Here is a 15483-nt window from a genome sequence, read left to right on the forward strand (position 1 = left end):
CGGGATGGAGCAGTCTGGTAGCTCGTCGGGCTCATAACCCGAAGGTCGTCGGTTCAAATCCGGCTCCCGCAACCAAATATCAAAAAAGGCTACTCGAAAGAGTGGCCTTTTTTGTGCCTGCGTTAAAAGTACTGTCTCATGCCCTGCCACTGACAACCCGGTATCCCAGTCTTATCAGCGCTTCCAAACTGAGGCGTAAAAAAGGCAGCATCATTGGCACAGGTGCACAATCTGCTACTCATTTGCCTGCTTTCAAGATTAAGGGTTGACACTTTAGCGTTCGGCTGTAGAATGCCGCCACACAGACGCGGGATGGAGCAGTCTGGTAGCTCGTCGGGCTCATAACCCGAAGGTCGTCGGTTCAAATCCGGCTCCCGCAACCAAACATCAAGAAAGGCTACTCGAAAGAGTGGCCTTTTTTGTTTCCGGTGAAAAAACATTTCAGGCGACCGCTAACTGCCTGAGAAAAAAGACTATTTTCCAAGCCCTTTGAAACCCTATCATCACATCTGTAACGTAATGCTTTCATTGACGACAGTTTTTGCATGCGCTGCCGATAGGTGTTACTAAGCTGAATCACGACTGAACCTCGGCTGAACAGCATCGCCTGGCCGGATTCGCTATTCGCTCGTTAGACGTTGACGCGCTAACATCCTGAAATATTTTCTGCGTAGGGATTGGTAACTTGGCTGCATACCTCCATCCTGTCGCGCACGATCCAAGGAGTGATTGATGCGCGACAACATGTCCGATTCCAATGAAACCGTTGATGCAGAGCAACCCGGCAGCCCACCACGCCAGAACTGGCGGGAGCTGCTAAGCAAATACCGGCAGCCTATCGGGCTGGCGGTGATGCTGCTGTTGTTCAGCCTGGCCCTTATTGCCTGCCGCCACATGCTGGTCGAAATGGACTGGTATGCGCTGCACGACTCACTGTTCGCAGTGCCCCTGCCCGCTCTGGGCGGTGCGCTGCTCGCGGCAATCGTCGGCTATATCATCCTGATGGGTTATGAACTGTCCGCCAGTCGCTATGCCAATGTCGATCTACCCATCAAGACGCTGCTTCTCGGCGGCTTCACCTCGTTTGCAATCGGCAATGCGGTCGGCCTGTCGATGCTGTCCGGTGGCTCGGTACGCTACAGGCTTTATTCACGCCATGGCGTAGGCGCAATCGAAATTGCCCGCATGACCGTGTTCGCCAGCCTGTCACTGGGCTGTGCGTTGCCGCCGCTGGCGGCACTGGCCACGCTCAGCAACCTGTCCGGCGCGTCACTGGCGCTCAAGCTTCCAGTAGACGTACTGGCCGTCGTTGCCACGGCGGTACTGGTGGGCAGCCTGCTGCTGGCGGTCTTCGTCTACCGTCGCCGCCTGCCGGAACAGGACATCCCGCACAATATTCTGGTTCGCCTCGGTCGTCGTACCTTGCGTCTTCCAGACTTGAAGCTGACGCTGATCCAGCTGGTGATTACCGCGCTGGACGTCGCTGCTGCGGCGATGGTGTTGTACCTGCTGCTGCCGCACGCGCCGCCTCTCGGTGCGTTCATCCTTATTTATCTGCTGGCGCTCGCTGCTGGCGTACTCAGCCACGTGCCTGGCGGCGTCGGCGTGTTCGAGGCCATTCTGCTCGCAGCCTTTGCCAACGAACTGGGTGCCGCCCCGCTCGCCGCTGCGCTGCTACTTTACCGCTTGATCTACGTGATCCTGCCGCTGCTGCTGGCCTGCCTTACCCTGCTGTTTACCGAAGCCCAGCGCCTGCTGCCGACCAAGCAAGCCATGCGCGTTGCCTCGGGGCTGGCGGCACCGATTCTGGCCCTACTGGTTTTCTTGTCGGGGGTGGTGCTGCTCTTCTCTGGTGCCACCCCTGAAATCGATACCCGACTGGAAAACGTCGGCTTCATGATCCCGCATCGGCTGATCGACGCGTCGCACTTCGGGGCCAGTCTGGTGGGCGTGCTGTGCCTGCTGCTCGCCCAGGGCCTGCGTCGCCGACTCTCGGCTGCATGGATGCTGACCTCTATCCTGCTGTTGGTGGGCGCAGTGCTGTCGATACTCAAGGGCTTCGACTGGGAAGAAGCCAGCATGCTGCTGCTGACCGCCTGCCTGCTGCTGACCTTCCGTCGTTCATTCTACCGTCCAAGCCGCCTGCTGGAGCTGCCGTTCTCGCCGGTCTACCTGATTGCCAGCATTTGTGTGGTCGGTGCCTCGATCTGGCTGTTGCTGTTTGCCTATCAGGACGTGCCCTACAGTCATCAGTTGTGGTGGCAGTTCACCCTCGATGCAGATGCCCCGCGCGGCCTGCGTTCGGCACTGGGCAGCGCAGTGCTGCTGGTGGTGGTTTCGCTGACCTGGTTGCTGCGTACTGCCAGACCAGTCATCAAACTGCCCGACGCGGCAGATCTGGACAAGGCAGCCGAGATCCTCAAAGCATCCAAACAGCCGGATGGCGGCCTGGTGCTGACCGGCGATAAGGCGATCCTGTTCCATCCGGCCGGTAATGCATTCCTGATGTACTCGCATCGCGGCCGCAGTCTGGTTGCGCTTTACGATCCGATTGGCCCGACCCAGCAGCGTGCCGAGCTGATCTGGCAGTTCCGCGACCTGTGCGACGTGCACCATGCGCGCCCGGTGTTCTACCAGGTACGTGCAGAAAACCTGCCGTTCTACATGGACATCGGCCTCACCGCCATCAAGCTGGGCGAGGAAGCGCGCGTTGACCTGCGGCGCTTCGATATCGACGCCAAGGGCAAGGAAATGAAAGACCTGCGTTACACCTGGAACCGAGGTGGCCGCGATGGGCTTTCGCTGGAAATCTACGAACCGGGCCAGGCACCGATCGACGAGCTGAAAGTGATTTCCGACGCTTGGCTGACCGGCAAGAATGTCCGTGAAAAAGGCTTCTCCCTAGGCCGCTTCAGCACCGAGTACCTGAAGTACTTCCGCATTGCCATCGTGCACTTTCAGGGCAAACCGGTCGCGTTTTCCAACCTGCTGGAAACCACCAGCCCGGAACTGGCCAGCCTGGACCTGATGCGCTCTCACCCGGACGCCCCCAAGCTGACCATGGAATTCATGATGGTCGGACTGATTCTGCATTATAAAGCCCAGGGCTATGCGCGATTCAGCCTGGGAATGGTGCCCTTGTCGGGTCTGCAGCCACGACGTGGCGCGCCGATCACTCAGCGCCTGGGTTCGATGATCTTTCGTCGTGGCGAACAACTGTACAACTTCCAGGGGCTGCGCCGCTTCAAGGACAAGTTCCAGCCCGATTGGGAACCTCGTTATATGGCCGTGCCTGCCGGACTTGATCCGCTCGTGGCACTGGCTGACACCGCCGCCCTGATTGCGGGCGGCCTGACTGGATTGGTGAAACGCTGATGATTCGACGCTCCTGGCGCCTTTTGCTTGCAGCTCTGGTAATTGTTCTTTTAGTCGTAGCACTGGGAATATGGATCTGGAACCGCCCCGCCCCGCCCGCATCGCTGGAACACTTGAACCTTGACGGTGGCGCGCCGCTGACCAGCGTGACACCGGCCACCAGCATCAAGACCCGCATTGCGCTGGCCGTCACCGCCGAAGAAATGCTCTCCGACAAGCAGTTGCTGGCGATCAGCAAGGACGCTTCGGCACGCATCATTCAGGTGGTACTGCCCAAGGACGACTGCGTCCTGCAACAGAAAACCTTTCAGGAAGCCCTGGCGAAGCTCGACGGCCCTGCAAAGGTTGTTGGAGGCATAGGCCCTGGTGCGACCCTGGCGTGGCGCTGGCTGGCCGAACAGACCGACGACAAGGCGCAGGCCATTTCCGTCGGGTTTGCGCTTGAGCATGTTTCGAATCCGCCGCCTGTTCTGGAGGAAGACGAGAAACCGCCGCAGATCTGCGACGTGCCGCTGCCGCAAAAAGCTTCGCACGGGCACTGGCTGGCCGCCTGGAACGACGCCCCGGATGATCCGAGCGCAGCGTTCGTGCGTGACCAGAGCAACGCCGACACCAGCATCAGCGACTACGACATTCCGCTGCCTCAGGTGCTCAACACTGAACTGCGTCACCTGCTGCTCGGCGAGAACGACAGTGGCGGCCTCGGTATCCCGACCGTCGAAGTCCCGGCCAGCCAGCCTTCCGATACCGTGACGCTGTTCATGTCCGGTGACGGCGGCTGGCGCGACCTGGACAAGGTCGTGGCAGGCGACATGGCCAAGATGGGCTATCCGGTGGTGGGCATCGACGTGTTGCGCTACTACTGGGAACACAAGACACCGGAGCAGACCGCTGTCGATCTCACCGACCTGATGAACCACTACCGTCAGAAATGGGGCACCAAGCGCTTCATCCTGGCTGGATACTCGTTCGGCGCGGACGTGATGCCCGCGATCTACAATCGCCTGGCTGCGGATGATCAGAATCGGGTCGACGCGATCATTCTGCTGGCCTTCGCCCGTACTGGCAGCTTCGAGATTCACGTCGACGGCTGGCTCGGCAATGCAGGTAAGGAAGCCACTACCGGACAGGAAATGGCCAAGCTGCCAGCCGCCAAGGTGTTCTGTGTTTATGGTGTCGAAGAGAAGAAAGACAGCGGTTGCACCGACACTACCGCAGTCGGCGAAGCCGTTCAGTTGCCTGGAGGTCACCACTTCGATGAAGACTATCCGGCACTGGCCAAACGCCTGATCGACGCCATCAACAAGCGTCAGGGCAAGGCTACCGCTCAGTAAGCGCCGCTAGGTAGAAGTCTGAACGGCATAAAAAATCCCGGCACCGTGAGGTCGCCGGGATTTTTTTATTCACGCTGCCGGCCTTGCCGGCGAACGCTTACATCTCTACTTGCGTACCCAGCTCGATCACCCGGTTGAACGGCAGCTTGAAGAAGCGCAGGTTACCGTTGGCATTCTTGAGCATGAACGCGAACAGCGCCTCACGCCAGCGCGCCATGCCATCCATCTTCGACGGGATCACCGTTTCGCGGCTGAGGAAGTAAGTGGTGCGCATCGGACTGAAATCCAGCTCCGGCAGATCACACAACGCCAGCGCAGCAGGCACATCGGGCTCATCGATGAAACCGAAGTGCAGGATCACCCGGTAAAAACCCTCGCCATAGGACTCCACTTCAACGCGCTGCGCGGCAGGCACACGCGGTGAGTCCTCATACACCACCGTCAGCAGCACCACTTGCTCGTGCAGCACCTGGTTGTGCAGCATGTTATGCAGTAGCGCATGAGGCACGGCATCCGAACGTGCGGTCAGGAACACCGCCGTGCCCTGCACGCGATGCGGCGGCTGAACGCGAATGCTGCCGATGAAGATCGGCAACGGCAGCCCGCCCTCGTCAATCCGCTCGGCCAGCAGCTGTTTACCGCGCTTCCAGGTGGTCATGAGGATGAACAACACCGCACCTGCCAGCACCGGGAAGGCACCGCCCTGGAAAATCTTCGGTACGTTGGCCGCAAAGAACAGGCCATCCACCAGCAGCAGGCAGATCAGCAACGGAACAGCCAGCAACGGCGGCCATTTCCAGAGCATCAGCATCACGGTCGACACCAGAATGGTGGTGCAGAGCATGGTCCCGGTCACTGCCACGCCGTACGCAGATGCGAGCGCGCCAGACGATTCGAAGCCGATTACCAGCAGAATGACACCCGCCATCAGCGCCCAGTTGACGGCACCGATGTAGATCTGACCTTGCGCGTCGCTGGAGGTGTGCTGGATATGCATGCGCGGAATGTAGCCCAGCTGGATCGCCTGCAGCGTCATCGAGAACGCGCCGGAGATTACCGCCTGCGAGGCAATGATGGTCGCCATCGTCGACAGGCCGATCAGTGGCAGCAACGCCCAGCCCGGCGCCAGCAAGTAGAACGGGTTACGAACCGTTTCGGGATTGCCCAGCACCAGCGCACCCTGACCGAAATAGTTGAGCAGCAACGCAGGCAGCACGAGGATGAACCAGGCACGTGAAATCGGCTTGCGGCCAAAGTGACCCATGTCGGCATACAGCGCCTCGGCCCCCGTCAGGGCGAGCACCACAGCACCCAGAATGGCCACACCAATGCCCGGATGAATGATGAAGAAATTCACACCCCAGGCCGGATTGACCGCTTTGAGCACTTCCGGCGACTGCATGATGCCGTAAACGCCCAGCGCGCCGAGCACCAGAAACCAGGTCACCATCACCGGGCCGAACAGCACGCCGATGCGTGCCGTGCCGTGACGCTGAATCAGAAACAGCCCCACCAGCACGATCAGCGCCATGGGCACGATCCAGTGATCGAGGCCATCGAAGGCCAGTTCCAGCCCTTCCATCGCCGACAACACCGAGACTGCCGGGGTAATCATGCTGTCGCCATAGAACAGCGCAGCACCGAACAACCCGAACACCACCATCATCATTTGCAGTTTGGGGTGTTTGGCCGATGCTCGACGCGCCAGCGCCATCAACGCCATGATGCCGCCCTCGCCCTGGTTGTCAGCACGCAGGACAAACGCCATGTACTTGAACGAAACAACCCAGATCAGCGACCAGAAGATCAGTGACAACACCCCGAGTATTGCGTCATGCGTGACTTCCACGCCGTAACCGCCCTGAAACACTTCCTTGAGGGTGTACAGCGGGCTGGTGCCGATATCGCCGTAAACCACCCCCACTGCAGCGATCAGCAACCCGATAGGCCTGGCAGTGCCTGCGGCCTCCCCATGACTGTTTGTTTGACTCATCCACTACTCCCGGAAACCAGACATGAGGTTCAACACTGAGAACATCACAACGCGTAACAATTCAGATTCAGCCAGACATTGACATGCCTCGGCGCGATGGCGCGAAGCATAACGCAGCACTCGATGTAATTCTTGGTGAAACGCAGATGGTTATATAGATCCGGCCTGCCACCACGCCTTGATCACGGCCCCTTGAAGCAGTTTTTCGAAGCAACATTTCTCATGGAACGACAAAAATATCGGCCGGTCATTACTTAAGCCTGCCGCATCAGGGGTCTTCAAGAACCGCATCGACGCCAGGGCACCCTGATCCCCTCCCACCGAGATGCTCTGATGACCACACAAAACCTGACTGTCCAGCCGTTACCCTTCAAGCCCTCATTTGAAGTCGTTCCGGACGATGAAGCGCAGACCAGCAAAGAGCTGGTCGAAGCCATGCATTCCATCCTCGAGACCACGTATCAAGACACGGGGCACGCCATTCGCAGTGTGCACGCCAAGGCTCACGGCTTGCTTCACGGTCAGATTCAGGTCTACGGCGACCTGCCCGAGCCGTTGGCCCAGGGTGCCTTTGCCAGGCCCGGCAACTTCCCGGTCGTCATGCGCTTCTCGACCAACCCGGGCGACATTCTCGACGACAAGGTATCCACGCCCAGAGGCCTGGCCATCAAACTGGTTGGCGTCGAAGGCGCACGCTTGCCTGGCAGTGCAGAGGCAACCACTCAGGATTTCGTCATGCAAAACGCCAAGGCCTTTACCGCCAAGGACCCCAAGGCCTTCCTGAAGACCTTGAAGTTGCTGGCCAAAACGACCGACAAGGCTCCGGGCATGAAACGTGCGTTGTCTGCCGTCCTGCGCGGCATAGAGTCGGTGATCGAGTCTGCAGGGGGCGAAAGTGGCACACTGAGAAGTCTCGGCGGGCACCCGATGACCCACATCCTCGGCGAGACGTTCTACACCGTCGTGCCTTTCCTGTATGGCCCCTACTACGCCAAGCTCAGCGTCGTGCCCGTCTCCGCCGAGCTGATTGCGCTGACCGACAAGGCACTGGACCTCAAAGACAATCCGGACGGTCTGCGCGAAGCGGTCAAAGCGTTTTTTCTTGAACACGACGCCAGCTGGGAAGTCCGCGTTCAGCTGGCCACGGACCTGGAAAAAATGCCGATCGAGGACGCCTCGGCGATCTGGCCGGAAGACCTCAGCCCCTACGTCACCGTCGCTCGCATCGATGTGCCCCGCCAGTCGTCGTGGTCCGAGCAAAACGTTCAGGAAATTGACGAAGCCATGGCATTCAGCCCCTGGCACGGCCTTGAGGCACATCGTCCATTGGGCGGCGTCATGCGCGTACGCAAACCGGCCTATGAACATTCGGCGGGCTTTCGCAGTCAGCACAACGGCTGCCCGATGCATGAACCGCGGCGCTGAGAACATGTGAAAGTCAGTCCAGGCCCGTTCATGCGGGCTTGGACTGCATTCAGAATGTCTCAGTCGCACGCTGCAACCTCGGCCATGCCCCTCAATACACTGCGTGTACCGAAGCTACTGTCGATCATAATGCGATCGAATGGGTGGGCAATGACCCCGGCTGCGTCTCGCGTACGTCGCAATTCTCATCCAAACGCTGGTCATCGCGCCCGCTCACCGCTAGAATTGCGCACTTTTTGATCAGAGGCGCAGCAAGCGCCCAGTCAGCGCCTGCGCTTCGCGTTCGGGTGCCCTTCACGCCGAGGTTTGCCATGTCCACCGTCACCACGCCGTCCGCCCCAAAGGTCGGATTCGTTTCACTGGGTTGCCCGAAGGCACTCGTTGATTCCGAACGCATCCTGACCCAGCTGCGCATGGAAGGTTACGAAGTCGTTGCGACCTACGAGGATGCCGACGTGGTGGTGGTCAACACCTGTGGCTTCATCGATACGGCCAAGGCCGAGTCGCTGGAAGTGATCGGCGAAGCGATCAAGGAAAACGGCAAGGTCATCGTGACCGGCTGCATGGGCGTTGACGCAAACGTCATTCGCGATGTTCATCCAAGCGTATTGTCGGTGACCGGCCCGCAGCAGTACGAACAAGTGGTCAACGCAGTGCACGATGTCGTGCCGCCCCGCAAGGACCACAATCCGCTGATCGACCTGGTGCCGCCGCAAGGCGTCAAATTGACCCCGCGCCACTACGCGTATCTGAAGATTTCCGAAGGCTGCAACCATAGCTGCAGTTTCTGCATCATCCCGTCTATGCGCGGCAAGCTGGTCAGCCGTCCGGTTGGCGATGTACTCGATGAGGCCAAGCGTCTGGTCAAATCCGGTGTGAAGGAGCTGCTGGTCATCTCCCAGGACACCAGCGCCTATGGCGTGGACGTCAAATACCGCACCGGGTTCTGGGACGGCCAGCCGGTCAAGACCCGCATGACCGAGCTGTGTCAGGCGCTGGGTTCGATGGGCGTCTGGGTTCGCTTGCATTACGTTTACCCGTACCCGCACGTCGACGAACTGATTCCGCTGATGGCAGCCGGCAAGATCCTGCCGTACCTGGACATCCCGTTCCAGCACGCCAGCCCGAAGATCCTCAAGCTGATGAAGCGGCCAGCCTTTGAAGACAAGACACTGGCACGCATCAAGAACTGGCGCGAGCAGTGTCCTGATCTGATTATCCGCTCGACCTTCATCGTCGGCTTTCCCGGTGAAACCGAAGAAGACTTCCAGTACTTGCTGGACTGGCTGACCGAAGCCCAACTGGATCGCGTAGGCTGCTTCCAGTATTCGCCGGTTGAAGGTGCTCCTGCCAACCTGCTGGACGCGGCCATCGTGCCAGATGACGTCAAGCAGGACCGCTGGGATCGTTTCATGGCTCACCAGCAGGCAATCAGCGCTGCGCGCCTGCAAATGAAGATCGGCAAGGAAATCGAAGTGCTGATCGACGAAGTCGATGATCGTGGTGCCGTAGGCCGCTGCTTCTTCGATGCTCCGGAAATCGACGGCAACGTGTTCATCGGTCTGGAAGATGGCAGCACCGTTCAGCCCGGTGACAAGATCATGTGCCGCGTTACCGACGCTGACGAATACGACCTGTGGGCCGAGGTGCTGTAAGCACAGTCCCTTGCCGTAATCGAAAGCCCTGCCCTTGAACCGGCAGGGCTTTTTCGTGTCTGGCCGTTGTCTATGCAAGACTGGCCGAAAGGAGAACGCGAGATGCGGTTATATACCCCGGACACCAACGATTACCCGGAGATGAGCGAGGTGTGGGAGCGCTCGGTTCGCGCCACCCATGACTTTCTACCGGACGCCTACATCATCAGGCTCAAGGGGTTGCTGACACAGTATCTGGACAGCGTGACGCTGTTCTGCACCCGGGACGAGCAGCTCAAGATCACGGGCTTTGCGGGCGTGAACAAAAACCGACTGGATATTCTGTTCATCGACCCGAACCATCGCGGTAAAAAGCTGGGCACGCAGCTGCTGACCCACGCAATCGAGCACTTCGACATCCGTGAACTGGACGTCAACGAGCAGAACACTCAGGCACTGGGGTTTTACCTCAGGCATGGTTTCGAAGTTTTCAGCCGTTCTGAAGTCGACGGTTTGGGTCAGCCCTATCCGATGCTCAGAATGCGCCTGCCCCGTCGTAACTGACATCGATTACAGCCCAAATGCAATGTTGCCGCGATTAACCAGCGTGAGGCGGTTACAATGGCGCCTTTCTCATCAGTAAACGGCTTTTCTTCATGACAGACCCCATTCGCCTTTCCAAACGCCTTATCGAGCTGGTCGGTTGCTCCCGCCGGGAGGCCGAACTGTTTATCGAGGGTGGCTGGGTTACTGTGGACGGCGTGGTCATCGAAGAGCCGCACTTCAAGGTCAGCACCCAGAAAGTCGAGCTCAGCCCGGATGCCAAGGCAGACTCCCCTGAACCGGTCACGATCATTCTGCACAAACCCGCCTCGGCAAGCGCCGAAGAGGCTTTGCAGATGATCACGCCGGGCACGCTCTCGGTGGAGCACAGCTACAGCAAGCGTCCGCTCAAGGGCCACTTCATGCGCCTTGAGGCGATTTCAAGCCTGCAGGCCAATGCCAGCGGCTTGATGGTGTTCAGCCAGGACTGGAAAATCCTGCGCAAGCTCACCGATGACCGCAGCAAGATCGAGCAGGAATACGTGGTGGAAATCTCGGGCGAAATGGTTGCTCATGGCCTGAACCGGCTGAATCACGGCCTGACCTACAAAGGCAAGGAACTGCCCGCCGTAAAGGCCAGCTGGCAGAACGAGAACCGCCTGCGCTTTGCAATGAAAAACCCGCAGCCCGGCATCATTGCCCTGCTGTGTGAAGCCGTTGGCCTGAAGATCGTAGCCATTCGTCGCATCCGTATCGGCGGCGTATCCATGGGCAAACTGCCCGAAGGCCAGTGGCGCTACATGACGACCAAGGAAAAGTTTTAACTCCCTCGGCACTCGACCTTATTACCGCGCGCATGACCATCGTCACGCGCCGCCATGCGACTTATCAGGAAACACGCCTCATGATGAACAACGACGTACTGCGCAGCGTGCGCTACATGCTCGATATCAGCGACAGCAAGGTTGTCGAAATCATCGGTCTGACCGGTTTTGAAGTGTCCAAAAGCGATGTCATCGCTTTCATGAAGAAAGAGGAAGAAGAGGGCTATCTGGATTGCAGCGATGAAATCATGGCGCATTTTCTCGATGGCCTGGTCTACTTCAAGCGTGGCAAGGACGAAAGCCGTCCGCCGCAGCCGATTGATCTGCCGATTACCAACAACATTGTTCTTAAGAAACTGCGCGTGGCCTTCGAACTGAAAGAAGACGACATGCATGCCATCCTGAAATCCGCAGAATTTCCGGTTTCCAAGCCAGAGCTGAGTGCGCTGTTCCGCAAGGTCGGACACACCAACTACCGCGCCTGTGGCGATCAACTGCTACGCAATTTCCTCAAGGGTCTGACCCTGCGCGTGCGTGGCTGAACCGGTCGGTACCATGAGCTACAACGTCTCCCCTGTCGGCTTCGTACGCTCCTGCTTCAAGGAGAAATTCGCCATCCCCCGCCAGCCACAGCTGGCCCCGGCAGCACGTGGAGTGCTGGAGCTGGTAGCGCCTTTCGATCAGGGTGAGGCTGTTCAAGGGCTGGAACAGGTCAGTCATGTCTGGTTGCTGTTTCTGTTCCATATGGCGCTGGAAGACAAGCCGCGCCTGAAGGTGCGCCCTCCGCGTCTGGGCGGCAATCAGTCGATGGGGGTATTTGCCACCCGCGCAACGCATCGCCCCAATGGCATCGGCCAGTCGGTGGTCAGGCTGGACAAAGTCGAAGCCGGTCGCCTGTGGCTGTCCGGCATCGACCTGCTGGATGGCACACCAGTGCTGGACATCAAGCCATACGTGCCCTACGCCGACGCCATCACTGAGGCGACCAACCAGATCGCCAGTGCTGCGCCCGCCCTGATACCGGTGCAGTGGCAGGACGCCGCCCTGCTGCAGGCTCGCGAACACGCACTACGCCTGAGTGAGCCACTGGTCGAACTGATCGAGCAGTGCCTGGCGCAGGACCCGCGCCCGGCCTATCAGCTACCGACGCCGGAACGCCGCTACGGCGCTCAGTTCTGGGATCTGGACGTACGCTGGCACTACCCGCAGGCCGGGGTGATTTGCGTGCTTGAAGTCCTGCTGGCCTGAAGGAATGCCAGCGACAAATCCCGGGCAATAAAAACCCGCCTGATCCCTTCAGGGACGAGGCGGGTTTTGTAAGGCCGACTTACTTCTCGACGAATGCACGCTCGATCAGATAGTCACCAGGCTCACGCATGCGTGGCGAAACGGTCAGACCAAAGCTGTTGAGCACTTCGCTGGTCTCGTCGAGCATGCTCGGGCTACCGCACAACATGGCGCGGTCGTCCTGCGGGTTGATCGGTGGCAGGCCGATGTCGCTGAACAGCTTGCCGCTGCGCATCAGATCGGTCAGGCGACCTTCGTTCTCGAACGGCTCGCGGGTGACAGTCGGGTAGTAGATCAGCTTGTCACGCAGCGCTTCACCGAAGAACTCGTTCTGTGGCAGATGCTCGGTGATGAATTCGCGATAGGCGACTTCGTTCACGTAACGCACGCCGTGGCACAAGATGACTTTCTCGAAACGCTCGTAGGTTTCGGGGTCCTGAATCACGCTCATGAACGGCGCCAGGCCAGTACCCGTGCTCAACAGGTAAAGATGTTTGCCCGGCTTGAGGTCGTCCAGCACCAGCGTACCCGTAGGCTTTTTGCTGATGATGATTTCATCGCCTTCCTTGAGGTGCTGCAACTGCGAGGTCAACGGACCGTCCGGCACCTTGATGCTGAAGAATTCCAGATGCTCTTCCCAGTTCGGGCTGGCAATCGAGTAGGCGCGCATGAGCGGACGACCGTTTGGCTGCTGCAGACCGATCATGACGAACTGACCGTTCTCGAAACGCAAACCAGGGTCGCGGGTGCACTTGAAACTGAAGAGGGTGTCGTTCCAATGGTGGACGCTGAGGACACGCTCGTGGTTCATGTTGCTCATGTACGTGAAGACTCCTGAAAAAATAGTGCGCGCAGAAGCACTGCGCTATTGCGCGACATTCTAGTGGCAGACACAATATCTGTTAAATGAATTATCAAGATATAGGTTATCGGTTATATAGATATGCGATTTACTCTTCGTCAGCTCCAAGTGTTCGTTGCCGTCGCCCGGCAGGAAAGCGTCTCCAAAGCAGCCGTGCTGCTTTCGCTTTCGCAGTCGGCTGCCAGCACCTCCATCACCGAGCTGGAGCGCCAGTCGAGCTGCCAGCTGTTTGACCGCGCCGGCAAGCGGCTAAGCCTTAACGCCACGGGCAGGCAATTATTGCCGCAGGCCGTCGCTCTGCTGGATCAGGCAAAGGAAATCGAAGACCTGCTGAACGGTAAATCAGGCTTTGGCTCGCTGGCCGTCGGGGCAACGCTGACGATCGGCAATTATCTGGCGACCCTGCTGATCGGCGGCTACATGCAGCGTCACCCGGAAAGCCAGGTCAAGCTGCACGTCCAGAACACCGCGCATATTGTGCAACAGGTTGCCCACTACGAGATTGATCTGGGCTTGATCGAAGGCGATTGCAGCCACCCGGACATCGAGGTGCAGTCCTGGGTCGAAGACGAACTTGTGGTGTTCTGCGCCCCACAGCATCCACTGGCCAAACGCGCCCATGTAACGCTGGAAGAACTGACCCATGAAGCCTGGATCCTGCGAGAACAAGGTTCAGGCACGCGCTTGACGTTCGATCAGGCCATGCGTCACCACCGCAACGGGCTGAATGTCCGACTGGAGCTGGAACACACCGAAGCCATCAAGCGGGCAGTTGAATCCGGATTGGGCATTGGCTGCATTTCCAGGCTGGCACTACGCGATTCGTTCCGTCGCGGCAATCTGGTGGAACTGGCCACGCCGGAGCTGGATCTGGCGCGTCAGTTCTATTTCATCTGGCACAAACAGAAATATCAGACGTCAGCCATGCGCGAATTCCTCGAACTGTGCCGCGCGTTCACCGCCGGGGTGAAGCGCAGCGACGAGATCGTGCTGCCAAGCCTGTATTGAACAAGCCCTAACCCAGCAGAACGATGCCCCACACCAGAGCGATCATGCTCAGGGCGATGAACTGGGCAGCGCTGCCCATGTCCTTGGCGTTCTTGGACAACGGGTGCAGGTCCAGAGAGATCCTGTCGATGGCAGCCTCTACAGCAGAGTTGAGCAGCTCTACAATCAGGGCCAGCAGGCAGACGGCAATCAGCAAGGCATGCTCGGCCTTGCTGACGTGCAGGAAAAACGACAGCGGGACCAACACCACGTTAAGCAGTACCAGCTGGCGGAAAGCGGCTTCGCCTTTGAAAGCGGCTGACAGGCCGTCCAGAGAATAGCCTGCGGCATTGAGGATACGTTTTAGACCGGTTTGGCCTTTGAAGGGCGACATAGAGAGGCTGCTGTGTAAAAAAGATGAGGAAAGCTAAGGCACTAAAGGTCAAAAAAGCGTGAATGCTCGCAACCTGAACGCCGTTAACTGGACGAGATGGACTCAAGCTGTTGTAACAACAACGCTGCCTGGGTTCGCGTGCGTACGCCGAGCTTGCGAAAAATCGCCGTGACGTGCGCTTTGATAGTGGCTTCGGAGACGCTCAGTTCGGAGGCAATCTGCTTGTTCAGCAGCCCCTCACAGACCATAGTCAATACTCGAAACTGCTGCGGCGTGAGACTGGCGAGGCCAGCGCTTGCAGCCTTCGCTTCATCCGAAACACTGATCACTTCATTGACCTGTGGCGGCCACCAGACGTCGCCATCGAGCACGGTGCGCACCGCCTGCTGAATGACTTCAAGGGAGCTGGATTTGGGAATGAACCCGCTGGCACCAAACTCTCTGGAACGCACCACAATCGACGCTTCTTCCTGAGCCGAAACCATCACCACCGGTATCTGCGGATATTGGCCGCGCAACAGGACCAGCCCGGAGAAGCCATAAGCCCCCGGCATGTTCAGGTCCAGCAGAACCAGATCCCAATCAGCCTTCTCTCCCAGACGGGATTCAAGCTGGGCAATGCTTTCTGCCTCGACGAGCCGCGCTTCAGGCCCCAGGCCAATGCTCAGCGCCTGATGCAGCGCACTGCGAAACAGGGGATGATCATCAGCGATCAGGATGTCGTAGGTCATGTAGTGATCCTGTTTTTATAGTGAGGGCCGACAGAATCGGCCACCCAGCAAGACTGGCGAACGCGCATAACGACAACCCGAAAAGAGCGTCGGT

Annotated in this window: 12 protein-coding genes, 2 tRNA genes and 1 pseudogene; 11 read left to right on the top strand and 4 right to left on the bottom strand. The window is 58.8% G+C overall.

The window, feature by feature from the left end:
- The 4 genes and pseudogenes from RYB09_RS05200 to RYB09_RS05215 all read left to right on the top strand — a co-directional run bounded on the left by RYB09_RS05200 (position 1) and on the right by RYB09_RS05215 (position 4709).
- A tRNA-Met gene (locus tag RYB09_RS05200) sits at positions 1 to 75 on the top strand.
- A 231-nt stretch (positions 76 to 306) separates the two neighbouring features.
- A tRNA-Met gene (locus tag RYB09_RS05205) sits at positions 307 to 383 on the top strand.
- Between the two features lie 374 nt (positions 384 to 757).
- Positions 758 to 3375, top strand: a pseudogene (gene mprF, locus RYB09_RS05210) (bifunctional lysylphosphatidylglycerol flippase/synthetase MprF).
- Entirely contained in the window at positions 3375 to 4709 is a 1335-nt protein-coding gene (locus RYB09_RS05215) for a virulence factor family protein (RefSeq protein ID WP_316887621.1), read from the top strand. The pseudogene mprF and the gene RYB09_RS05215 overlap by 1 nt, the downstream one beginning before the upstream one ends.
- Before the next feature lie 97 nt (positions 4710 to 4806).
- Here RYB09_RS05215 and RYB09_RS05220 read toward each other — a convergent pair whose 3' ends face one another.
- A complete protein-coding gene (locus tag RYB09_RS05220) occupies positions 4807 to 6702 on the bottom strand; it encodes a potassium transporter Kup (RefSeq protein WP_057411578.1) in 1896 nt (631 codons plus the stop codon).
- A 333-nt stretch (positions 6703 to 7035) separates the two neighbouring features.
- On the opposite strand from RYB09_RS05220, the gene RYB09_RS05225 reads away from it, so the two are divergent.
- The 6 genes from RYB09_RS05225 (at position 7036) to tsaA (ending at position 12376) form a co-directional block, all read left to right on the top strand.
- A complete protein-coding gene (locus RYB09_RS05225) occupies positions 7036 to 8127 on the top strand; it encodes a catalase family protein (RefSeq protein WP_219171099.1) in 1092 nt (363 codons plus the stop codon).
- A gap of 311 nt (positions 8128 to 8438) precedes the next feature.
- Positions 8439 to 9782: a 30S ribosomal protein S12 methylthiotransferase RimO gene (gene rimO, locus RYB09_RS05230; protein WP_057402364.1), complete on the top strand. Its 1344-nt coding sequence runs from the start codon at positions 8439 to 8441 to the stop codon at positions 9780 to 9782.
- Positions 9783 to 9884: 102 nt separating this feature from the next.
- Positions 9885 to 10325: a GNAT family N-acetyltransferase gene (locus RYB09_RS05235; RefSeq protein WP_058407341.1), complete on the top strand. Its 441-nt coding sequence runs from the start codon at positions 9885 to 9887 to the stop codon at positions 10323 to 10325.
- 92 nt (positions 10326 to 10417) lie between these two features.
- Entirely contained in the window at positions 10418 to 11128 is a 711-nt protein-coding gene (locus RYB09_RS05240) for an rRNA pseudouridine synthase (protein ID WP_058399669.1), read from the top strand.
- 80 nt (positions 11129 to 11208) lie between these two features.
- Positions 11209 to 11670, top strand: a complete 462-nt coding sequence (locus tag RYB09_RS05245; RefSeq protein WP_002554678.1) for a DUF1456 family protein — start codon at positions 11209 to 11211, stop codon at positions 11668 to 11670.
- Between the two features lie 13 nt (positions 11671 to 11683).
- Positions 11684 to 12376 carry a tRNA (N6-threonylcarbamoyladenosine(37)-N6)-methyltransferase TrmO gene (tsaA, locus tag RYB09_RS05250; protein ID WP_122259275.1) on the top strand — a complete coding sequence of 231 codons (693 nt, stop codon included), beginning with the start codon at positions 11684 to 11686 and terminating at the stop codon, positions 12374 to 12376.
- A gap of 79 nt (positions 12377 to 12455) precedes the next feature.
- On the opposite strand, the gene fpr is transcribed toward tsaA, so the two are convergent.
- Positions 12456 to 13235: a ferredoxin-NADP reductase gene (fpr, locus tag RYB09_RS05255; RefSeq protein WP_002554680.1), complete on the bottom strand. Its 780-nt coding sequence runs from the start codon at positions 13233 to 13235 to the stop codon at positions 12456 to 12458.
- Positions 13236 to 13358: 123 nt separating this feature from the next.
- Here fpr and RYB09_RS05260 point away from each other — a divergent pair, with 123 nt between their 5' ends.
- Positions 13359 to 14285, top strand: coding sequence for a LysR family transcriptional regulator (locus RYB09_RS05260; protein WP_002554681.1), 927 nt, complete (start codon positions 13359 to 13361; stop codon positions 14283 to 14285).
- A gap of 7 nt (positions 14286 to 14292) precedes the next feature.
- Here the strand turns inward: RYB09_RS05260 and RYB09_RS05265 are convergent, their stop codons facing one another.
- On the bottom strand, positions 14293 to 14658 hold the full coding sequence (locus RYB09_RS05265) for a diacylglycerol kinase (protein ID WP_058399668.1): 366 nt from the start codon (positions 14656 to 14658) through the stop codon (positions 14293 to 14295).
- An 83-nt stretch (positions 14659 to 14741) separates the two neighbouring features.
- On the bottom strand, positions 14742 to 15389 hold the full coding sequence (erdR, locus tag RYB09_RS05270) for a response regulator transcription factor ErdR (RefSeq protein WP_046270723.1): 648 nt from the start codon (positions 15387 to 15389) through the stop codon (positions 14742 to 14744).
- Between the last annotated feature and the right edge of the window lie 94 nt (positions 15390 to 15483).

Origin of the sequence: Pseudomonas syringae group sp. J254-4 (assembly GCF_032586855.1) — a bacterium.
GTDB classification, from domain to species: domain Bacteria; phylum Pseudomonadota; class Gammaproteobacteria; order Pseudomonadales; family Pseudomonadaceae; genus Aquipseudomonas; species Aquipseudomonas amygdali.